Genomic DNA, 22,587 nt, shown 5'->3' on the forward strand with positions numbered 1-22,587 from the left:
ATTGTCTATTTTACCGAAATTCTCATCATTTTACTAATACGTTACTCTTCTACTTTAAACTGCTCAACCAATCTTTCTAAGTCCTGCATATTCTCTGTCAAACTTTCCATCGTATGAGCTACTTTTTCTAAATGATTCACTTGTGACTCAGTTGCTGCATTTACCTCTTCAGAAACAGCCGCACTCTCTTGACTCGTGCTAGCAATTGTTTGCATAACTTCTGTAATTTCTTCTTGCTCGTGACCTATGTTATTTACCTCTTCTACAATTTTTTCAACTGAGGCACTAATAGTATTTACAACTGACATAATTGTGCGGAATTCTGTCTCCGCCTCTGTCGTAACTTTATTTTGTATATCCGCAATGTCTTTCAATTTACTTACAACTTCTACAACTCGCTTTACTTCTAACTGCACATCGCTAATCATTATTGTAATCTCACCCGTTGCCTCTTTTGATTGTTCAGCTAATTTCCGAACCTCTTCCGCAACAACAGCAAAGCCCTTACCTTGCTCACCTGCACGTGCTGCTTCAATTGAAGCGTTTAAAGCCAGTAAATTCGTTTGATCCGAAAGACCTTTTATAAGTTCTACCACATTTTGAATCGATCCAACCCTTTGCTCTAACTTACCGGACGCTTCTTCCGTATGAACAACGATAGAAGATGATTGTTCTCTTGTACGAACTAAATTTCGCATCGTATTGAGTCCCTGCTTAGACGCTTCTTCCGCCTTACCAGTCACTCCCTTTATTTCACCAACGGAACTATTCATTTCTCCCATCGACTGCGCCATATTTTCAAGTTGCTCTGAAACCTCCTCTACACTATTAGCAAGAGTAGACGCGCCTCCGCTCACATCATCCATAGCACCTGAAACTTCTCTACTAGCTGCTACAGTTTCATTCGTTAAATAATGCAGATTGTGAGTCGATTTCTGTACTGTCGATACACTATTTTTAATTTTACTTACCATTTCATTCATTTGCTCAACCATATGATTAAAATGATTTGTCAGTTCTCCGACTTCATCCTTACTTGTCACTTTCATTTGCAACGTTAAGTCACCTTCTGCTACTTTTTGAACGTGATTTGTTAATAGTTGCAATGGTCTTGCTAATCTTCTTGAGAATAAATATGATGCTACTATTCCAATCAATAAACTAATACACGCCATTATAATAACTGTATTTCTCGTACTACTTAACAATCCATCAATCGTTTGTTTCGGATAAAAGATTCCTATCTTCCATTTCATCGCATCAAATGACTGACTATAAACAACTACATCTTCACCTTTTAATGTAGTGACAGCATATTTTGTTACCTCTTTATTTAAACTCTTCATAAGTGGCTCTTTAGAAACATCTTTCCCTACTTTTTCTGGATAAACAAGAGCCATATTTTTATCATTTATAATAAACATTTCTCCGTCATTATTGTATTGAATATTGTGAAGCAATTTCTGAATTGTTCCGAGCGATACATCCATCGCAACAACGCCTAATACAGATCCATCTTGAGCTGTAATTGCTTTAGAAACCCCTACACTTAACTTTCCTGTCGCAATTTCATAAGAAGGTTGTCCCCAATGAACCCTTTTCACATCAGCCTCTGAATCTTTATACCACGTTCTTGTCGTTGGATCATATCCTTCTGGCACTTGCCCACCTTCAGCAAGATTGGCACTTAATGTTTTTTTATCTTTCGTACCAATATATAAATCTAAAATACCGGGATGATTCTTTTTATACTCTGCAAACTCTTTCGTTAAAAACGCTTCCTCTTCTGGAGTAACCCCATCTTGAATCATATTACGAATCATCTCACTGTTCGCGTAATACCCCATATCTTCATCAGTTCTTTGAACAAATGTCGTAAGTTGCTCTGTCACAAGGTCCATCGTATTTTGAGAATACTGGTCTAAGGAACGCACTTCCTTTTCTTTCTGTAATTGATACATAGCTGTACCTAATATTACGAACATCATAGAAATAAGTACCGAAAATACTACTGCAATTTTTAAACGTAAACTTCTCAACATATTCCCTCAAGCATCCCCTTCTCGGTAAAATTCAATCGTATTAATCACTATATTAAGTATAATAGATAAATTAGAAAGCTCAATCCATATAGTTTAAAAAATTGAAATTTATTCTCATTTCAATCAACTTACTTGTTATCTCAACACTTGTGTAAAAACAAATAGTTCATTATCCTTAACATATAATCTCATTCGTTCGGAGGGAACTATGCTACAAAAATTCGGTTTCTCACAATATGAAAGCCAAGCTTATGAAGTTGTCGTATCAAGCAATGACCCATTAGATGCAACAACTATCGTTAAACATTCAGGTGTTCCAAAAGCAAAAATATACGAAGTGTTAGCACGACTCATTGATAAAGGGATGGTAATGGATTCTGTTTCTGAAAAGAAAAAATTGTATACAGCATTACCACTCAAGCTAGCAATTGAAAAGTTAACGACAGAATTCCAATCTAATATTAAAGAACTTGAAAATAATATTTCTAAAAAATCATTTACAGATGACCGCGTTTGGAGTTTAAAAATGCAGTCTTCTATTAAAGTACAAAGTAGGCAACTTATAGAAGATGCGAAAGAATCCATACGCATCTCCGCATGGAACGATACCCTTTTAGAATATCTTCCTTTACTAGAACAAAAAGAAAAACAAGGCGTCCAAGTCGAGTCCCTCATAGTTGGAAAAGTGGAAACTGACTTAGAAAACATGCATTTTTTAATCCCAGCTCAAGAACCTAACGCATTAGAGCGTTATTTACTACTCATCGTTGACGATAGTGAAATTTTATTTGCTGGTGTAGAGCAAGAATCATGGCAAGCGATGAAAACAATGTCACAACCTTTCGTGAAGTTCTTTACGGAGTTCTTCTATCATGACGTTGCACTTGCGAAAATTACAGAGAAGCACCATGATCTCTTTATGCAGGATGAGGAAATTAAGGAATTGTTGATGAAGTTGAGATATTAACAAATCCCAAAATCGATTCTACCATTTGAATAGATAATATAATTTTTCATACAAAAAAAGCTGTATCAAACGGAGTTTTACATACTCATTTGGTACAGCTCTTTTTTACGCTTTCGCTAATTTAATTTTATGTAGTTGGTTTTTCGGATGGTTTTGATTTGTAAATACAGAACGTTCATTTCACGACTTCTTTTGCTCCTTTATCTCCATCAAAAGCTCAATAATCTTCTCATTTTGCTCTACTTGTTTCTCAGAGTTTTGATAGATGAAACGAATCCATCTAAATACAAAAATAATAAGAAATAATGGGACTAAAGAAATTAGAAAACCAATAATTGAAAAATTAGACTCCATATACTATCACCTCGCTATATACTCCCTTCTCCATTTCTCTACTAACCCCTGCAGTTTTTTACACAAAAAAGAACCTATCAAATGATAGATTCTTCTTTCGTAAGCTGATTCGAGCGTCCTCTCGTAATAGAGAAAATCGCACAAAGCAGTGCCAATATAATGAAAACGCCGCCTACCCAAGCGTTATATATAACAGATGATTTCTCAATAACAACTCCGCCCACTGTTGAGCCAAGTGCAATTCCTAAATGAAGTGCAGAGTTATTTAAACCTTGCTGAATACCAGCTGATTCTGGCGCAATTTCAATTAAATAGTTTTGCTGTGCTGGCGAAATTGCCCAGCTCAGCATACTCCAAAGCCCCATCATAATAATGAAAAGCGGGAATGAGAATGTCATCATCGGCAACATAAAGATTGCACATGCAAATACGATAATGATGGAAATAATACTTTTCTTCGATCCCCATTTATCAGCAAGCCAGCCGCCAAGGCCACCTCCAAGTACCGCTGCAATTCCGAAAATGAAGTAAAACACACTAATCCAATTTGCTTCAACATGCATCACATCTTTTAAAAACGGTGTTAAATATGCGTATAGCGTTAAATGACCTGTTAAAAATAAAAATGATGTTAACTGTGCGCTTACAATTTTTTTATCCTTTAACGTAGCAATTTGTTCTCTTATTGATAATACCGATGTCGCTGGTACTTTCGTTAAGAACAATGAAATACAAGCAATCGCCATAACCGTTAATATTGAAATTAATACAAATGGTGCACGCCATCCATATGCATTTCCGAGCACAAGACCGAGCGGTACTCCAAGTACGAGTGATCCACTAATACCCATGAAAATGATTCCAATTGCACGCGCACGGAAATGCGGCTCTACTACACTAGAAGCAAGTGTTACCGATAGTGCAATAATAAGCGATCCACTCGCTGCACAAATTACTCTCGAGAACATTAGCATCTCGTAATTCACACTAAATGCCGAAATGATATTTCCAATTAAGAAAATTGATAATGCCACAACATACAATTTCTTTCTTTCAAACTTGCCTGTTAATGCTAATAAAACTGGCCCCGATAGAGCAAATACTACTGAAAATATTGTAATAAGCTGACCAGCTGCACTAATCGACACACCTAAATCATTAGCAACTAAATCAAGCGTTCCTCCTATAATTAGCTCAACCGTTCCGACTACGAAAGCCGCAATAGCTAAAATATATACACGAAAATTCAAACCTTTCCCCACACTTTCTCTTTTGGTTACTACTATTATAGTAACCAAAAGAGAAAGTGGACGCAAGTACAAATTTTTTTACAGCGAAAAAAGCAGGCATATTATATGCCTGCCCTTCAATCATTAAACTCCAGTTTCTTTCTTCTTATTTAAGTACCAATACACCGGAAGTCCAGTAAATACCATTCCAATTGATAAGAAACAACTTACCGGATCGTTAATAATCGCACTTCCAAGTACAAACAATGACCCTAAAATCGCAACGATTGGTACAATCGGGAATAACGGTACACTATATGCACGCTCTTTATCCTTGTTACGTCTTCGTAAAATGAAGACACCAATAAACGTCATTACGTAGAAAATATAAATAATGAATACGGAAATCTCAGATAGCTTATTCGGATCACTAATAAGCATTAAAATAATTCCTAAAATGATTTCAACAGTAATCGCATTTGCTGGTGTTTTAAATCTCGAATTTTCTTTTGCAATAAACTTAGAAAACGGAAGGTGTCCACGCTCTGCCATCGACATCGGAATACGTGGGAACGTTAAAATCTTTCCATTTAAACAACCGAAAATAGAAATGATAATACCGATACTAATAATTTTCCCGCCATATTCTCCAAGTAACATACCCGCAGCTGTCGCTGTTGCATTTTCTCCAAGATCTACAATTTTCGCTGCTGGTAATACATTTAATAACGCTAAGTTAATTAACACGTAAGCAGCTGTTACAATTAAAATCCCAACTGTCATTGCCTTCGGTAATAACTTTGTTGGGTTCTTCATTTCTCCGCCAATAGAAGCGAGTAAAATCCAGCCATCATAGGCAAATAAAGTTGCTAAAATTGCCATCCCGATACTTTGATTTTCTGATATCGGTACAACTACGTTGAAGATATCACTATTCCCTTTCCAAAACCCTAGCACAACAATTAATATAATTGGAATCATCTTCCCAACTGTCGTAACCGTTTGGACGATGCCCCCATATTTTGTCCCCAAACTATTTATAACGCCTAGGAACACAACTGTTCCAATTGCGATTGGTAAATTCCAGACTTTATCTAAATAGAAAAAATTGATCATTAAAGAACTAAAATACAAACCTAACGTTCCAATAATAGCTGGTCCATAAACAATTGTTTGCATCCAGCCAGATAAATACCCCCAAAAACTTCCGTAAATCTCCTCTAAATACGTATACAACCCACCATTTTTCGGAATTTGCGCTCCAATTTCGGCTACTGTTAAACCACTTGCTAACGTCAACAGACCACCAATTACCCAAGCAAGAATAGCCATATTAGAACTCCCTGAGTAATCTAATACGCTCCCTGGTTTCATAAACACACCAGACCCAATAATAGTTCCTACTACGATAGAAAGTGCTACTGTTAAACCAATTTTGTTTTTCTCATCATGATGCATGCTGCGTATCCTCCTTCCAATTCTAGTGTGATGCAAAAATGAAATAAAAAAACACTCCTCCCTAAAAAAGGGACGAGTGTTGTATTCGTGGTTCCACCCTTGTTTCAATTAGTAAAGTGACACACTTCACCAATTTCTCAAGTCTAAATAACGGTTTTTGCCGGCATGCAATTACTAGATATCCGTTCACTGCTGCAGTTCAGAGGTGGTAATCGATTTTCCCGTATTAGGAAGCTCACAGCCAAAGGCCTCCCTCTCTGATAATCGTAAAAAACTGATCATATCCTCATCATCACTTCTTGATGTCGAATTTTTTAGTTATTGTTCATTATATTGAATTGTTAGAAAAAATCAATATATTTTTTTATATAACATAAGAAATGTTTCTCTTCTTATATTATAACAGAAGTTACGACACTTCTCTAATTCCCTAAAAATGGTACAATCTATATAGGAGGTGCACCAATAATGATTGCTGTTTTTTGTATTATCGCTACGTTTCTTTCTGTTCTATTCGCTATCATGTACAGGCACAAGTATCCTGGTTATAGCATTTTAGCGGTAGCTATTATACCAGATTCTTCCTTCTACGTATTAGGTAAATACCAATATACTAAAGTGTTTATCGGTTTTGCAATCTTCTACTGCATCTTTGGATACATACTAACAATGAAAAGAATTTCGATAAAGTGAAACTTTAATCAATGGGGGTTTTATCCATCTCCCACTGATTATTAGCCTTCACCAATCGGGCGTTTACGGGCAGTTGATCTCCCACCTAACTTCTTTGCTCTAATCCAATTTTGAGGTGGGTGTCTTACTGCCCGTTAATGCGGGATGAATCATTAAAAGGGACCGATTTCTGCTTACAGAAATCGGTCCTCGCATTTGTCGTATGTACCTTTCGGTTGCCCACACGAAAGATACTACATAGTTCAATTATTTATCATCTTTTTTCATAAAAAATTTATGATTTGGAAGATCCACATTTAAATCTGCTAATTGTTTCTTTTCCTTTTCTAGAATCGCTTTCGCTTTTTCTTTTGTCACCTCATCTAAGTTTGCAAAGATGTCTTCATGCTTCCCTTTCTCTGGAAGATTCACACCTAGTTTTGTCAATTCTTCTTTCGCTTGCTCGCGAGTTAATTTCCCGGACTTTTCTTGCTCAAAAATAGACTTCGCTTTTTCTTTTGTCGCCTCATCTAGATTCGCGAACATATCACCGTGCTTCCCTTTCTCTGGGAATTTCACACCTAGTTCTTTCAACTTCGCTTTCGCTTGCTCACGAGTTAGTGTTCCAGACTTTTCTTGCTTCAAAATTGCTTCCGCTTTTTCTTTTGTCGCCTCATCTAAATCCGCGAACATGTCACCGTGCTTCCCTTTCTCTGGAAGCGTTACGCCTAATTCTTTTAATTTCTCTTTCACTTGCTCATGCGTTAATGCTCCGGACTTTTCTTGCTCAAAAATGGACTTCGCTTTTTCTTTTGTCGCCTCATCTAAATTCGCGAATATATCTTTGCGCTTACCTTTATCTAGGAATTTCACGCCTAGCTTTGTTAATTCCTCATTTGCTTGTTCGCGAGTTAATTTCCCGGATTTTTCTTGCTCTAGAATCGACTTCGCTTTTTCTTTTGTCGCCTCATCTAAGTCCGCAAGCATGTCTTTGCGTTTCTCCTTCTCTGGAAGTTTCACACCTAGTTCCTCTAATTGTTTCTTTGTATCGTCCATAATTGTTTTTACTTTTTGTTTTGTCGCTTCATCTAAATTCTTCTTCGCAGTTCCTTTTGTAACTTGCTCGGCCGCTGGAGTATTCGTTGCCGCAAACGCTGGTATGCAAGCTCCTCCTATAATTCCAAATGATAAAGCACCTGCAATTGCTACATACCCAACTGTTTTCTTCTTCATAGGAAATTTCCTCCTTCATATTTCTAAAGCATGTACACTTTCGTATACAATGCCAATAGTAATGTTGGTTTCTTAAAATTTCCTTAACGATTTAAATAAAAAAACACCGCTCATCACGAGCGGCGTTTTTCTAAGCTTTTTGTAATTGTAATTCTTCACGTTCCATTATTTTTCTTAATACAATTGTTTGGGTCATTGTAAATAAGTTACCTGTAATCCAATACAGCACCAGTCCTGATGGCGCCGCAAATCCCATAAATAGAATCATTGCAGGCATCATAATTTGCTGTATTTTCAGCATTTGAACTTGTTCTCCAGGCGTTACATTTGATTGGAACACCTTCATTTGAATAAATGTTGTTAACGCTGCGATAATCGGTAATATATGATATGGATCTGCATGTCCTAGGTTCACCCATAAAAATGAAGATGTACGAATCTCTTCAGTTCGGCTAATCGCATAATACAAAGCAGAGAAAATCGGCATTTGTATAAAGATTGGCCAGCACCCAGCTAACGGATTCCAACCGCCTGATTTCATTAGTTCTGACATTTCTTTTTGATACTGCTTTTGTTTTTCAAGATCTTTACCCACATCACCGTATTTCTGTTTCAGCTTCTGTAATTCAGGTTGCATTTTTTTCATTTTCGCTTGGCTACGATATTGCGAAACAGCTAATGGAATCATTGCTGAACGAATAACGAGCGTCATGATAATAATGGCAATCCCGAAGCTAGCTCCAGGTATATGATGAGCAACAAATTGAATCATAAATGAGATTGGATATACGAAATAATGGTTCCAAATTCCCGTACTATGTGAATCAATTGTACCTGCATTGCTGCAGCCAGATAAAACAAAAACAAGTAATAATGATAAACTAATGAGCCTAGCTCGGTATGATTTTAACATGTTCATTCCTCCAATGTTTCGTAATTAATTAGCGAAACATTGGTGTATACGGACCTACCTCGTCACTCTCTCCACTCGATTCTTGTCTGCGGACAGAACGAATCATTCCATATTTATAAAAAATAGAAAATAGCGGTACATTTCTTGTACCCTCTTCACACGTATCTACTAGTTTAAAAGCTCTCTGTCTACCGCTCGATGCTTGCTGACGCACAAAGCGAGAAACGTTAGCAAGAAAAAAGACTTCTAATACACAAAGCGCTGTCGTTACAAACGATATATATAGAATTGCATCCTGCAATAAAAATTCCATCGCTTCACATCCTTAATAAAGTCATTTTAGCATATTCAGCAAACATTCTCTATTTCCTTTTGTTCTCAAAAGTTTTTTTGCATATTTTCTCAAAAAATTATGCTAGAAAACCAATGTATTCGCTTTCTTTAGTATATTCACACGTATCTTTGAATAGGTTTAATTTGTTAGAAATTTATAAAATTTTTGCATTATAATAAAACTATTGCCAGTTTTTGAAAAAAGCTTTATTCTCTTCTTGTAATCAAAAATGAATATGGAGATGAAACATACTATGGGTCAACTAGGAGACGCCGATTACGTTCCCGACACCGCCTTTTTATCCTTCCCAGCAGCTAAAACATTTCATTTAGAATTCATCATACAGTTAGTTGTTATTTTTATAGCTTCTATTTTGTATGCAATTTCTATGAATATGTTTTTTATCCCGCATAATATGATTAGCGGTGGGTTCGCTGGTGTAGGGATGATTATCGGTTATTTAATGCACTACAATATCGGAGCACTTATCTTTTTACTAAACATTCCGCTTCTTATTTTAAGTCACTTTTACTTAGGAAAGAAGACAACCTTTTTAACGGCATACTTTGTGGCTGTATCATCTTTAGCGATGAACATTATCCCAGTACACCAAGTTTCAGATGATATTTTGCTGTCTTCTGTATTCGGTGGTGTCATCTGCGGTGCTGCCTCAGGAATCATATTCCGATTTGCTTCTTCAACAGGTGGTTTTGATGTTGTTGGATTGATTGTAGCGAAACATCGCGATGTTTCAATTGGAGCAATCATCTTTGGATTCAACTTAATCTTACTTGTTGCAGCAGGATTTATTTTCGGATGGGATATTACGCTTTATACGTTAATTAGTCGGTTTGTAGTCAGCAAAGTAATTGATGCCGTGCATACAAAACATATTAAATTAACGATAATGACAATTACAGAAAAAGGTGAGGAAATAAAAAGCTCACTATTACATCACGGCATACGTGGCGTAACAATGGTAGATGCTGTCGGCGGCTATACAAACCATAAGAAAAAAATGATTTACACTGTCGTAACTCGCTACGAGTTGGGCGAAATGAAACGTATTATCCGCCAAGTGGATAATAAAGCATTTATGAACATTACTGAAACAGTTGAAATTGTCGGCCGTTTCAAACGTATATAAAAAAGCGCAAGGAACTACAATTCCTTGCGTTTTTTATTTTTTACACTTATTACAAAATCAGATAATTCTATTATTGTATCACTAAATATGTTATAATAAAACTAGACTTACAAAAAAGAGTATATAGACTTGGAAGTTTCTCTTATTTTTATAAGCAAAAAGAAACGAGCAGTCGGGTATATTTCAGACACCATACACGTAACGGTTAAAAAAAAACCGATCATCTTAGTTATTCTTCACTGATCTTTTTATAAAAGATACGTACAACTAAAATTCACTTCAATATACTATACCTACCTTTTTGACTTCCAAATCATCTTATTACATAAGGAGATGAACATATGAATCAATATATACGATACACACTAGCTGTCCTATTTGCGATCGGCGGCGGCGTGATCTGTTTCTGGACAAACACAGAGCTTGGAGAGAATATCATTTTTAATGGAATCGAAACCCTTGTAAGCGCTTCAATTTTAGGCGGATACATTTTCTTCCTCTTCAATCCAGAAGAAAATGCTCAAAAAACAATGTTATTAACAATGATCGGAATCGTTGGTGGATGTATTTCCTACTCAATGACAAACTATACATTACCACTTCAATTAAGCTCAGCTTTCTTCCACGGTCTATGGACTTGGTTTATCGCATTCTGCCTAGCAGACGTATTCAATCTATTACAGGACACTGAAGAAGAAAATGGTCGTCAAATTGAAAGTAACTCGTAAGCTGGAAGAAATTCTTCCAGCTTTTTTGTTTACTGTTCTTTCCTGTTCATACCCCATCACCAAAATAAAAAGAAGTTACCTCCACGGCAACTTCTTTCCCATATACCCCACTTAGTATTCAATTAAATATATCAACGATTTTTAAAATATATCGATCGTTTCTCCACTTATATCAGCGATTTTTTCATTATATCGACGGTTCGACACTCAAAACGCACAACATGCCTATCCCCCAAGTAACTTACTGCCGAACTCAACGATTAAAAAGATAATTAATAGGATCGCGAGTATCTTTAATGCTACATACGCCACTTTAAAAACAGCATAAATGAGCAAGACTATCAAAATAATCGATAAAATTTCCATATGTATCTCCTCCTATCTCTTTTATTCTACCTGTACTTCGTTTTTTATGAAATCGAATAAGATGACATATAAAAAAGAGGATACCTCACCCATCGTAAGATACCCTCGCCTGTAGCTGCTCAAACCATCCTCTCTCTACTTGTAAATATCCCATTCCACTCTTCTCAGCACTCTCCAATTCTTTATCAGCTTTCTTCATATAAATGCGGGAAGCTTCCATATCGTCCTCTAAATATTTAATAATTCCTTGTGTACGGTAATATCCGTTTAAATCCATTTTGGTAATGGCCTTTGCATGTTCCTTTGCTTCTTGCAGAGAAAGGCTATCCATCTGATAAAGAGCTTTATATAAAAGATACCAACTATGAAAACTACCAACGAAAAATCTATTTTCCTTCGTTACAGATAGCTGAACAATTTGTTCTATATACGGTATCGCTCTTTCTATTCCCTTTTGATCAGCTCGGGCATAAAAGACGAGCATAAGTCCGCTCATTATCTCTCTTATACTTTTATCCTCTTTTAATTTTTCCTCACTAAGTTCTACTAATCTCTCATCCCAATCTTTCGGTCTTTTATAACTAAATAACTCACTCGATATTTGAATCGTATATAAATGTTGCTTAGCTTTTTCATCATCTTTAATTAAAATGAGAAATTGCATGCCATCACTCAGAAGCGTTCCTTTTATCGGCACGATTGTAACTGCAAAAATCACAAAGTGGAAAACGGAAAAATATAAAAGATATTGATAATAGCTCACCATGTATATGTAACCTGAAGTAATACCGAATAATAAACTCATAATTGGTCCGCCTAAAGTCATCCACGCCCATTTCTTTGAAAGGTTCGGTGTCTCTATAGAAGACGGTGCTAACATCACCACACCACCAAAGTACGCCCATAATTTATTTTCTCGAATGCGTAATTTCCCCTTTTCTTTTTGAACAGTGATAGGTCCTACTGTCATAAATTTAAAATTCAAACCACCTATCAAACCAAATACTACGTGCCCTAGCTCATGAATGGCTAACACTAATAATACAATTCCAAATACTGCCGATATATTCAACATTACTTCTAATTTCCCAGTTCGAATTACTCCGTATAAAATGGACAGAACTAGCGCCGCCGTCATGGAACCAGCTGGCCTTCTTAAAATATCCACCTTTTTCTCCCCTTAATAAATCATTTTTCTCTGCATTTCGTACATAAATTTTCCGAGATGCAATATCCAAATAAATGAGATTAAGCCAATTAATACAAAATCGATATCACTAGCCGCTGTATATATAACGGCAGCCCACCATACATATGCCAATATTGTATTCGTAAATTCATATGCTTTATATCCAGCCTCATGCACAATGTGCTTTAATCCTTCATCTGCGTTTTTCGTCCACATTTTCATAGATTCCATATATGTTACACCTTGTTCAGGATATAGCTTATTATAACGATTTTTTGTTATGAGCCCGATAACCACTACAATAGTTAAACAGACAATAGAAGCTACTAAATTCCACACTGCAAATGACACATTTGTATCCTGTAACAGTGCACGTCTACATGTAATAACTGCATATACAAACCATGCCTGCGTAACTATATCACCTACACGTAAATATATACTTATAATGCCTAATTTTCTGCCTTGTACGCTCTCTTCTTCATCGCGTGCCTCCGCTAACATACGTGTATTCTTCCAAGTGTAGTACATCATTAAGATTCCAAAAATAGTACATACACCTATAAATGTATTAGATGATAATTCTCTCGGTTCATTCGAGAGTAAATTTAAAGCTATATAAGATGTTAAAAAGCCACCCATCATACTTAATGCTATTTTCCCCACAAAATCAAATTGTTTTTTTCGTTTACTCTTCATCTTCATCGTCCTCTTCCCCCTCCACCAACATAAATATCTCCTCCACTGGCGCTCCAAAAATTTGTGCGATTTTTAGCGATAACACAATAGATGGTGCATAATCTCCGCGCTCAATTAAACTAATGGTTTGCCGTGATGAGCCAATCGCTTTCCCTAAATCCCCTTGTGATAAACGGTGCTTTGCTCGAAATTCCCTCACTCGATTTTGAAGCTTCATGTCTTCCCTCTTTTTCATTTATTTAATTAAAATTGTAAATAATATACTTATCTTTGTCAATTATAATTGTCACTTTGACGTAGATACATGTCAAAAACGAATATATATTATACTAAACATAACGTATATAATAGTCTTCAAGAACTACATAATTGAGGTCAACATAAATTTCCTTATTACTGAAAATAGCACCTACCAAGGTTATAGCACTGGCTTTTCTAGTGAATTTAATAAATATGAACCCCTTTCCGAACTAAGCGACGATACGTATGAACTTTCACCTAATAGAACGGGAACGTATTATATACCAGCCACCGGTTACGGTATCGATGGAAAAATAAAAGCAAACTGGAAAATACGATAAAAAAGGCAGTGCTTTTGCACTGCCTCCCTAAAATCTGACATAGAATGGATTCCATATTAACTTGCGTTTTGTAAAAATACTCGTTTTAGTTGCTTGCGGAAACGAATGCTTAACGTAATTGCTACAATGACAATCGCTCCGAAAATGATTTTGCCGATATGATCTCCTAGTAATCCGAAAATATCATGTAAGTTACCACCTAACCAGTAGCCGCCAATTAAGAAGAACGATACCCAGAATAAAGCACCTGAATAAATTGTAATTGCAAAGCGGCGAAACGGTAAGTTAATGATACCTGCAAAGTATCCTGTAAAATGACGTACACCAGGAATGAAGAAGCCAATAAAGATAAGGAAATATCCGTATTTATCGAACCACATTCTCGTTAAATCAATTTTTCTTTGTGTTAAAAATACGTACTTCCCGTATTTTTGAACAAAAGGCATACCAAGCTTATTCCCTAAAAAGTATTGAATCGTCATTCCTACACTTGTCCCAATAAAGGATAGGATAATTAAAATAGGTAAACTTAGATCACCCTTCTGTGCTAAAAACCCCGCATATGCTAATGTTGGCTCTCCCGGAAACGGAAGTGCAATATATTCTAACAGCAGGCCTACAAGTACTACATAATACCCATATTGCTGAAATAATTCATGAACCCATTCCATGTCATCTCCCCTTTCATTCACGTACAACTTGTTACTATTATTGTATAAAAAAATTGTCGAAATAACTATCACAATAGCTTACATTTTTATTACATTTTTGTAAGGCTCATTCTAAAGTTTTTTGTTCTCTATTTACTTATATCTATTAGCATTAAAAAACAAGCTAACAACTATATATCACGCGAAGGAAATCCATTAATATACATTTTCCATCCAGTTTTTAACTCTCGAAAACCACTTTATTTTGTTCTCTATAAAAAACCACCACAAACTCATATGAACTTCATATTAGCTTCATATACGTATTGTAAGATTATATCGGAATTTGTTGAAAAATTTAGCTAATATATGACTAAACATTAAACTGAATAAATATAAATCGCTTTTCGAAATTGAAAAAAGGGTGAATAAGAAATGGAAGCTTATAAAATGCACGATTTTATTAATACGAATGTTGAATCTCATCAAAATGAAACCGTTTTTAATTTACAAATATGTGAAACAAATGAATTTGACGTAAGTTTAACAAAATCTACAATGCTGTCTTTTATCGTTTCAAAAAAGAACATTAAGATCGTCACGAGAAAATGGGTTAATTCAAATCAAGAAAGCATGATTGGCAAAAGCTACATCATTCCAACAAAAGCTTTTCACTATTTCTTACCGATTATTTCTGAAACTGAAGATGAACTAAATATTCGAGTTCAAAGTTTTGGACTACATGGTGAGCTTTTATTAAATGAAAGATTACTTATCGATAAAAACAACAAATGTAATACAAAGATTACTACCTTCTTTGAAACATTAGATGAAAATGTCAATCAAGCATTACGAGGATTACAAATTCATTGTATGTAAGACTACTACAATAAGTAAAAGGAGAATATAATGAAAAAACTATTATTAAGTGCGCTATTATCATTAGGATTTTTAACTCTTCCATTCACTACTGCAGAAGCAGCTACGACGAAGGATCAGCTTATCGTAAACACAAAAATAAATAAAATGGATTATTATCAAGATGGAAAATTCATAAAAAGTTTCACTGTCGCTACTGGAAAAGCAGCAACACCAACACCTAAGGGTACTTTTCAAATCGTAAATAAAATTAAAAACCGTCCTTACTATACAGGAAAAATTAAAGGCGGCGATCCACGTAATCCACTTGGGGACCGCTGGCTCGGATTAAATATGGCAGGAACTTACGGAACAACGTATGCGATTCATGGAACTAACAATAATCAAGCAATCGGGAAAGCAACAACACTTGGTTGTATTCGTATGTTTAACAATGATATTCACTGGTTATTTGAGCGCGTTCAGCAGCAAGCTACTGTCACTGTAAATTAGCCTAAGAACAAGATTTATGTGTAGCCAAGAATTTTATGTCTTGGCTTATTTTATTTATTCATTTACAGTAGCAAAATAACTGTATTTACATATATAATAAAAATAGATTGCATTCAACATCATCGTAACATTGATAAACATGGATATTAAAATTATACAGTTATAATATTTTATAAATTTTACAATACATACTATAATAGAACTACTGTAATTCTGAACTATTCAGTGACACTAAACAATCCCCCTTGCTACTTTCATTACTATTTTATAGCGGGGGCTTATTATATGTATAAACAATCTGAGTCATCCAAAAAATGATGAATTCGAATATTGCAGTAAAAAGCGTTATTTAGGAGGTGTTACTATGACGCATATACTGGTGATTGAAGACAACCCAGATATACAAGAACTTATTCGTGAATTTCTAATGGCACAAAACTTTACTGTTGATGTAGTTGGCGCTGGAACAGAAGGCATTCTTCTTTTCCAAAAAAATTCATACGATCTTGTCCTCCTCGATGTAATGTTACCAGATATAGATGGCTATAGTATTTGTAAAATTATGCGAGGACAATCTGATGTACCAATCATTATGTTAACAGGCTTACATAATGAAGAAAGTGAAATTAAAGGATTTGAGTTAGGTATTGATGACTATATTACAAAACCGTTCCATTACACCGTATTTATAAAACGTGTAGAAGCTGTATTAAGAAGGGCAGCAACAAAGGAAGCAGAAGCTGCAACTATACTACAATTCCATGAATTGATGTTAAATTCTACAGCATATGCCGCTTATGTTCATGGTAATCAAATTGAATTGACTACAAAAGAATTTGAAATTATATATACTTTACTGCAAAATCGGGGAAAAGTACTATCAAGAAGTGATTTGTTGAATAAGGTATGGGGCTATGAACATTATGGTGATGTGAGGGTTATAGATACACATATTAAAAACTTACGAAAAAAATTAGAAATTCCTTATATTAAAACGGTGAAAGGCATTGGCTACAAAATCGAATCTTAGCAAAGACAACATCACCAAAAATATATTCATCAAAACCTTATTATTTTGTATTCTGTTATCACTTTGTCTTTATCAAATTATTTATTTTCTAGCCTCAAATTACGATAAAGATCGTTTGAAAGCTTCTGGAACGCAAACTGCGGAACAAGCGGAATCAGACAAACAAAACGACCAAAGTAAAACAAAGCAAAATAAAGCTGTGTCAGAGAGTAGCATCTCTAATTTTCAATCTTCTCAAATAGACATGAAAACACTCTCTACAGCCATCAATCATCTTTTGCAGCCTAGCCAAACTGCAAAAGCAAAAGAACATGCACAAAATATTCCGGGGAAAAGTAACACAACGTCTTCACTTACAGAAGCGGAAAAGCAAGTTACTAACAATGATGCCTTACATACACAAAATGCAGCAAGTAAAGCAAATGATACACATGATAATCCAAAGTTAACAGATGTGTTGCAGCAGTTAGCTCCACATATTGGGGCGACAATGCTTGCATTATCTCTGCTTGGATCTTTAATCTACGCGAAAATAATCGCCAAACCTTTCCGATATATGAGCGATGCTTTAAAAGATATTATGAATCTTGATTTCTCAGATAAAAAGCTCCTTAACAAAAATACAAATCAAACAGATTTTAATTTGCAAGTAGCTGCCTCACAAGTACCTACTATTGTGAAAAATTTACATGAAAGCAATCAAGATTTAAGAAATGAACTCAAGAAGGAACAACAGTTAGAACAATCTCGTAAAGAATTTATGTCTATGATATCCCATGAATTAAAAACACCAATCGCAGCCGTTATGGGACAACTCGATGGCATGATTCACGGAATTGGCGCTTATAAAGATAGAGATAAATATTTAAAACGTTCATATGAGATGATGCAAGATATTAACATATTAACGGAAAAAGTGTCAGAATTATCCAAAATACAAAGCCCTCAATTTAAACCAAATTTAAAAGTTATCTCATTAACTAATATTATTGAGGACGTTATAAAGAAAGTAGATTATTTTGTATCTGTAAAACAATTAAATGTTCAATCTAACATTAAACAAGATGCACAAATTTTAGCTGATCCTAAATTTATGCAAACTGCTATTTTTAACATTATTTCAAATGCAATTCATTATACAATTGACCATCAGCATGTATATATAAAACTTTATGAAAAGCCAAACGGTTACGCATTAGAAGTATTAAATACAGGTTCTCAAATTGATGAAGATAAACTTGCCCATTTATTTGAACCATTCTATCGCGCAAATCCTGACAAACATGGCTTAGTACAAGGTAGTGGTCTTGGGTTATATATTGTAAAACAAATATTAGATAAACATCAGTTTCCTTATGGAATACAAAACACACCTCAAGGTGTAAAATGCTCCATTGTATTCCCAAAAGCAATGTAAAACCTACTCTAATTTCATACCCCAAATTCATACTTCGTATGAATGGCGGAATTTTGTAGAGTATCTTACTCTGTTTCGTTCGCCCGTTATCCTTATTTGGATAGCGGGCGTTTTTTATTATTTAAAAGGAGGATTTTTATGGAGAAGTTTAAGTATTCATTACTAGTTTTATTCGGCGCTTGTAGCTACGGCGTACTTTCAACTATTTTTAAACTCGGATTCATCGACGGATTTTCCGCACACCAACTACTAGGAGGGCAATATGTCTTCGGATGGATTGGACTACTTTTACTCGTTCTGTTCTTTTCACGTCATAAAGTATCAAAAAAACAATTCTTTTCGTTACTAACAGTCGGCACAACAATGAGTATGACAGGTATTTTCTATGCTATTTCCGTAGAAGAATTGCCAGCCTCTATCGCTGTCGTTTTACTCTTTCAGTTCACTTGGATTGGTGTAGTCATCGAAGCGATTGCCAACCGGACATTCCCAAGCCGTGAGAAAGTTATATCTATTATTATTTTATTTACTGGTACATTGTTTGCTGGTGGAGTATTTGAAGGTCTTGGACAAAACTTTTCTACGAAAGGTATTATTTTCGGACTATTAGCTGCCGTCTCTTTCTCATTCTATGTATTTGTAAGCGGGCGCGTTGCTACAGATGTTCCGCCTTATACGAAAAGCTTTCTTATGACAACGAGTGCTACTCTTATTGTATGCTTATTTTTCCCGCCTACCTTTTTAACGGACGGCGCTTTACAAGCAGGCCTATGGAAATATGCTTTCTTCCTTGGACTGTTCGGGGTTATTATACCTGTCATTTGTTTTTCAATTGGGGTACCAAAAGTCGGAACTGGACTTGGTACAATATTAGGTGCAGCTGAATTACCAACAGCAATTATCGCTTCTATTACACTTGTTCATGAAGTTGTATCGCCAATGCAGTGGATTGGTATTGTGGTTATATTACTCGGTATTTTCACACCACAACTACTTACTGCTAGGAAAGAAAAAAAACATAATCGTGTTCATAGTGCATGACAACATCAACTTGTATATAAATGTGAATAAAGTTACGATATGTTAAACTTTATTACTACCTTTAAAATAACATATGATATTGCGGCTATTATTCTCGTAATCCTTGCTGTGCTTTTCTTTTTGAAAGATAAGAAAGAGGGTTATACAGCATAACAAAAGACCTTTCATTTATTTGAAAGGTCTTTTCCTTATATTTCACTTTACCGCTCCATATAACTTCTCTACCTCATGTTCAATTTGTTTTACATCGATTCGCTCAAATAATGGCTGCACATTATCAATTCGGTTTGGCAACGTATTTTGAGGTTCCCAATTTACTTTAACACTCGATAATGTATTTCTAACTCTTTCACTTGAAAACGGTAAAAATGGTTCAAGCAGTTGTGCAAAGTTTGCTATTAGGTAAACACAATTATAAATTGTTTCCTCACATGAAACTGGGTCGTCTTCTCTTTGTTTCCAAGGCTGCTTTTCATCAAAGTATTTATTTGCAAAGCGTACTGCATCAAATATTGTTTCTAGTGCCACCTTAAATTTAGTTTGTTCAATCGCCTCTCCTACACTTTTATATAATCCTTCTACTTTATCTTTCAGCTCTACATCAATACTTCCCTTCGGTACAGTACCACCATAATATTTTTCAATAAACTTTAATGTCCGGTTCACAAAGTTCCCGTATGCACCTAACAATTCACTATTATGACTGTAAATGAATTCACGCCATGAAAAATCAGTATCACGATTTTCTGGTGCGTTAACTGTTAAAAAGTAACGAATAGAATCTGGATTATAGCGTTCTAATATGTCAGGCACCCATACTGCCCAGTTTTTACTTGTCGATAATTTTCTTTTTTCTACTGTTAAATACTCATTCGAAACGATATGACGCGGGATCGCTTCTTCTCCTATTCCAAGTAATACCGCTGGCCAAATGATTGAATGAAACGGAATATTATCCTTACCATGTACATAATATGTTTTCGCTTCTTTATCCCAAAACTCTTGATCATCTTTCCCTGTTTCTTCAGCCCAGCGTTTACTCGCCGAATAATATCCTGTCACTGCTTCAATCCATACGTAAATTTTCTTATCTTCATATCCTGCCACTGGAATTGGTACCCCAATTGGTAAATCACGTGACACTGCCCTATCTTGTAATCCTTCCTTTAAATATCTCTCTGTTAATTGAATTGCATTGTCGCGCCATGTTCCTTTCTGCTTTGCAATTTCTACGACCTCTTTAATTTGCTGCTGAAATTTATGCAATGCAAAATAGAAATGCTCTGTTTCCTGTACTGATGGCGTACTACCACATAACTTACATTTCTTTTCTAACAAATCGAGTGGATCTAAAATAGCGGAACAAGCATCGCATTGATCGCCCCTTGCTGCTTCATGACAATGCGGACAAATACCTTCTACATATCGATCCGGTAAAAATTGCGTACACGTTTCGCAATAAGCTTGTTCAACTACTTTTTTATAAATATAACCTTCTTCTAATAGTCGCAAAAAGACTTTTTGAACAGTTTCATGATGATGCTCGCTATCTGTACGTGTATAGCAATCATAAGTAAAACCAAGGCTACGAAAACATCGCTCAAACTCTTCGTGATACTTATCAGCAATTTCTTTCACCATCACACCGTCTTGCTTTGCTCTAATTGTAATCGGTGTTCCATTACAATCACTTCCTGAAACATACAACACATGCTCACCTTTTGCCCTGTAATAACGTGCTAAAATATCTCCTGGTAACAAACTAGCAATGTGTCCAAGGTGTAACGAACCATTTGCATACGGCCAAGCGCCTCCAATAAAAATATTCATCTTATATTCCTCCTTTAAAATATAAAAAGCCCCGCCCTTATCTTAAAAAAGATAAGGGCGGGGCTGTATAAACAGTCGCGGTACCACCTTATTTCGTCAGTCATTCGCATAACTAACCTTAACAAGTACGGAGCTATATGCTCTTATACTGTGGTTTTGATAACGAGTACCAACTCTCGTCGCCGCCTACTATTATCATTTGATAAGTTCAGGACGAAGCTCAAAGGCCATTGTTCAAATGAATATTCTTGCTTCTTCTCAGCTACCGAAGCTCTCTGGAAAGAATGGTTCCATTCTACTTTTCCTTTTCAACGCTTTTATGTATAAAACGTATTTTACGACTTAACAACAGAAAAATCAAACTTTTATTCAAAAAAACAGGAAATCCTACTCATTCACCGAATAACTATACGTTCACAAAAGGAGTGATAAAATTGAATCAAAAACAACTAAGTACTATTAATGAAAAAAGCTGGAACGCAGCTGCTTATGAAGCTTGGACAAATCGCCACGGGGCGCCAGAGGATTATGCGAAAAAGCTCATGGAAGATCCCGTGCGCGAGGTAAATCATTATTTAGCTTACATACAATCTCCAAAAGGAAAGCGTATTATTAATTTACTCGGATCAAAAGGAAATAAAGCAGTTGCTCTTGCTCTTTTAGGAGCCGATGTAACAGTTGTAGACATTTCAGCAAGTAATGAAAAATACGCAACCGAACTAGCCGAAGCTGCTGGTGTCTCTATCCAATACATCGTCTCTGATGTACTGGATGTAAATCTTTCCGAATCATTTGATGTCGTATTGCTGGAACTTGGTGTACTTCATTACTTTTTAGATTTAAAACCACTCTTTCAAAAGATTGCTAACTTACTTAAACAAGATGGAATGCTTATCCTTCGTGACTATCATCCTATTTACACTAAATTATTAGGTGTAGATCATCCATCATTTCGGGCCAATGGAAATTATTTCGATGAAGAATTGATTGAAGATGATGTTGCTTATAGCATTCTTCTTACAGAATCGCAGAAAGAATCATTACCGAAGACAAGCATACGCCGCTGGACGTTAGGAGAAATTGTTACAACACTTGCGGAAGAACGTTTTAAAATTGAAAAGCTAGTTGAAGAACACGGGTCTCATCAAAGGTGGGTTTTCCCTTCTACTTCACCCGAAGGAATTGAAGAACGTATACCAGGTCTATACACATTAATTGCGACAACATGCAAAAAAGGATCCCTTCACGGATAGGATCCTTTTTTTGCATGCTTACGCATATAAGTTGAGGTTGGAGATTACCATAATTCTGTAGAATAGGACACAAGATATTTCAA

The 22,587-nt window shown here is 35.5% G+C and carries 23 protein-coding genes, 1 pseudogene and 2 other annotated features; of the genes and pseudogenes, 10 read left to right on the plus strand and 14 right to left on the minus strand.

The window, feature by feature from the left end:
* Positions 1-41: 41 nt before the first annotated feature.
* Both MKY90_RS30480 and MKY90_RS30485 read right to left on the minus strand, forming a co-directional pair.
* Positions 42-995 carry a methyl-accepting chemotaxis protein gene (locus tag MKY90_RS30480; protein WP_445661558.1) on the minus strand — a complete coding sequence of 318 codons (954 nt, stop codon included), beginning with the start codon at positions 993-995 and terminating at the stop codon, positions 42-44.
* Positions 990-2,042 (minus strand): annotated as a pseudogene (locus MKY90_RS30485) (cache domain-containing protein); the annotation flags it as partial. The gene MKY90_RS30480 and the pseudogene MKY90_RS30485, both read right to left, overlap by 6 nt.
* Before the next feature lie 208 nt (positions 2,043-2,250).
* Between MKY90_RS30485 and MKY90_RS25655 the strand changes: the two are divergent.
* A complete protein-coding gene (locus MKY90_RS25655; protein ID WP_002034606.1) occupies positions 2,251-3,009 on the plus strand; it encodes a TrmB family transcriptional regulator in 759 nt (252 codons plus the stop codon).
* A gap of 180 nt (positions 3,010-3,189) precedes the next feature.
* Here MKY90_RS25655 and MKY90_RS25660 read toward each other — a convergent pair whose 3' ends face one another.
* The 3 genes from MKY90_RS25660 to MKY90_RS25670 all read right to left on the minus strand — a co-directional run bounded on the left by MKY90_RS25660 (position 3,190) and on the right by MKY90_RS25670 (position 6,050).
* Complete coding sequence (locus tag MKY90_RS25660; protein WP_002034605.1) at positions 3,190-3,363, minus strand: hypothetical protein; 174 nt, start codon at positions 3,361-3,363, stop codon at positions 3,190-3,192.
* A gap of 77 nt (positions 3,364-3,440) precedes the next feature.
* Positions 3,441-4,625, minus strand: coding sequence for an MFS transporter (locus tag MKY90_RS25665; protein WP_002129783.1), 1,185 nt, complete (start codon positions 4,623-4,625; stop codon positions 3,441-3,443).
* 111 nt (positions 4,626-4,736) lie between these two features.
* Positions 4,737-6,050 (minus strand): APC family permease, encoded by a 1,314-nt coding sequence (locus MKY90_RS25670; protein ID WP_002143658.1) that lies wholly within the window; start codon positions 6,048-6,050, stop codon positions 4,737-4,739.
* A 65-nt stretch (positions 6,051-6,115) separates the two neighbouring features.
* Positions 6,116-6,352 (minus strand) — a binding site (T-box leader).
* 166 nt (positions 6,353-6,518) lie between these two features.
* On the opposite strand from MKY90_RS25670, the gene MKY90_RS25675 reads away from it, so the two are divergent.
* Positions 6,519-6,743: a hypothetical protein gene (locus MKY90_RS25675; protein WP_341092882.1), complete on the plus strand. Its 225-nt coding sequence runs from the start codon at positions 6,519-6,521 to the stop codon at positions 6,741-6,743.
* Positions 6,744-6,989: 246 nt separating this feature from the next.
* On the opposite strand, the gene MKY90_RS25680 is transcribed toward MKY90_RS25675, so the two are convergent.
* The 3 genes from MKY90_RS25680 to MKY90_RS25690 all read right to left on the minus strand — a co-directional run bounded on the left by MKY90_RS25680 (position 6,990) and on the right by MKY90_RS25690 (position 9,181).
* Positions 6,990-7,955, minus strand: a complete 966-nt coding sequence (locus MKY90_RS25680) for a hypothetical protein (RefSeq protein WP_063218087.1) — start codon at positions 7,953-7,955, stop codon at positions 6,990-6,992.
* A gap of 130 nt (positions 7,956-8,085) precedes the next feature.
* Positions 8,086-8,868, minus strand: a complete 783-nt coding sequence (gene yidC / locus MKY90_RS25685) for a membrane protein insertase YidC (protein ID WP_002191109.1) — start codon at positions 8,866-8,868, stop codon at positions 8,086-8,088.
* Between the two features lie 28 nt (positions 8,869-8,896).
* A complete protein-coding gene (locus tag MKY90_RS25690) occupies positions 8,897-9,181 on the minus strand; it encodes a hypothetical protein (protein WP_002015967.1) in 285 nt (94 codons plus the stop codon).
* A gap of 274 nt (positions 9,182-9,455) precedes the next feature.
* Between MKY90_RS25690 and MKY90_RS25695 the strand changes: the two genes are divergently transcribed.
* Positions 9,456-10,349 carry a YitT family protein gene (locus tag MKY90_RS25695; RefSeq protein WP_000530031.1) on the plus strand — a complete coding sequence of 298 codons (894 nt, stop codon included), beginning with the start codon at positions 9,456-9,458 and terminating at the stop codon, positions 10,347-10,349.
* 341 nt (positions 10,350-10,690) lie between these two features.
* A complete protein-coding gene (locus MKY90_RS25700) occupies positions 10,691-11,077 on the plus strand; it encodes a DUF3938 domain-containing protein (protein WP_002143660.1) in 387 nt (128 codons plus the stop codon).
* Between the two features lie 225 nt (positions 11,078-11,302).
* Here MKY90_RS25700 and MKY90_RS25705 read toward each other — a convergent pair whose 3' ends face one another.
* From MKY90_RS25705 to MKY90_RS25725, 5 genes are all read right to left on the minus strand, one after another.
* Positions 11,303-11,443, minus strand: a complete 141-nt coding sequence (locus MKY90_RS25705; RefSeq protein WP_000404757.1) for a DUF3985 family protein — start codon at positions 11,441-11,443, stop codon at positions 11,303-11,305.
* Positions 11,444-11,528: 85 nt separating this feature from the next.
* Positions 11,529-12,581 (minus strand): site-2 protease family protein, encoded by a 1,053-nt coding sequence (locus MKY90_RS25710; RefSeq protein WP_341093300.1) that lies wholly within the window; start codon positions 12,579-12,581, stop codon positions 11,529-11,531.
* A 42-nt stretch (positions 12,582-12,623) separates the two neighbouring features.
* A complete protein-coding gene (locus MKY90_RS25715; RefSeq protein WP_033728257.1) occupies positions 12,624-13,331 on the minus strand; it encodes a DUF3169 family protein in 708 nt (235 codons plus the stop codon).
* Positions 13,321-13,566: a helix-turn-helix transcriptional regulator gene (locus tag MKY90_RS25720; protein ID WP_002067963.1), complete on the minus strand. Its 246-nt coding sequence runs from the start codon at positions 13,564-13,566 to the stop codon at positions 13,321-13,323. The genes MKY90_RS25715 and MKY90_RS25720 overlap by 11 nt, the downstream gene beginning before the upstream one ends.
* A 402-nt stretch (positions 13,567-13,968) precedes the next feature.
* Complete coding sequence (locus MKY90_RS25725; RefSeq protein WP_002143668.1) at positions 13,969-14,583, minus strand: DedA family protein; 615 nt, start codon at positions 14,581-14,583, stop codon at positions 13,969-13,971.
* Between the two features lie 414 nt (positions 14,584-14,997).
* On the opposite strand from MKY90_RS25725, the gene MKY90_RS25730 reads away from it, so the two are divergent.
* The 5 genes from MKY90_RS25730 to MKY90_RS25750 all read left to right on the plus strand — a co-directional run bounded on the left by MKY90_RS25730 (position 14,998) and on the right by MKY90_RS25750 (position 19,421).
* A complete protein-coding gene (locus MKY90_RS25730; RefSeq protein WP_131246983.1) occupies positions 14,998-15,441 on the plus strand; it encodes a DUF3978 family protein in 444 nt (147 codons plus the stop codon).
* A gap of 30 nt (positions 15,442-15,471) precedes the next feature.
* The gene (locus tag MKY90_RS25735) at positions 15,472-15,933 is read left to right on the plus strand and encodes a L,D-transpeptidase (protein WP_002015973.1); all 462 of its coding nucleotides are present in this window, start codon (positions 15,472-15,474) and stop codon (positions 15,931-15,933) included.
* A 364-nt stretch (positions 15,934-16,297) separates the two neighbouring features.
* Positions 16,298-16,963: a response regulator transcription factor gene (locus tag MKY90_RS25740; protein WP_000148832.1), complete on the plus strand. Its 666-nt coding sequence runs from the start codon at positions 16,298-16,300 to the stop codon at positions 16,961-16,963.
* Entirely contained in the window at positions 16,941-18,380 is a 1,440-nt protein-coding gene (locus MKY90_RS25745; RefSeq protein WP_341092885.1) for a sensor histidine kinase, read from the plus strand. The genes MKY90_RS25740 and MKY90_RS25745 overlap by 23 nt, the downstream gene beginning before the upstream one ends.
* 138 nt (positions 18,381-18,518) lie before the next feature.
* Entirely contained in the window at positions 18,519-19,421 is a 903-nt protein-coding gene (locus tag MKY90_RS25750; RefSeq protein WP_002015976.1) for an EamA family transporter, read from the plus strand.
* A 195-nt stretch (positions 19,422-19,616) separates the two neighbouring features.
* On the opposite strand, the gene metG is transcribed toward MKY90_RS25750, so the two are convergent.
* A complete protein-coding gene (gene metG, locus MKY90_RS25755; RefSeq protein WP_341092887.1) occupies positions 19,617-21,251 on the minus strand; it encodes a methionine--tRNA ligase in 1,635 nt (544 codons plus the stop codon).
* Positions 21,252-21,301: 50 nt separating this feature from the next.
* Positions 21,302-21,572 (minus strand) — a binding site (T-box leader).
* Here metG and MKY90_RS25760 point away from each other — a divergent pair.
* The gene (locus MKY90_RS25760; RefSeq protein WP_078177974.1) at positions 21,536-22,504 is read left to right on the plus strand and encodes a class I SAM-dependent methyltransferase; all 969 of its coding nucleotides are present in this window, start codon (positions 21,536-21,538) and stop codon (positions 22,502-22,504) included. (Overlaps the previous feature by 37 nt.)
* Positions 22,505-22,587 lie beyond the last annotated feature (83 nt).

The organism is Bacillus sp. FSL P2-0099 (assembly GCF_038007445.1).
Classification (GTDB): domain Bacteria; phylum Bacillota; class Bacilli; order Bacillales; family Bacillaceae_G; genus Bacillus_A; species Bacillus_A mycoides.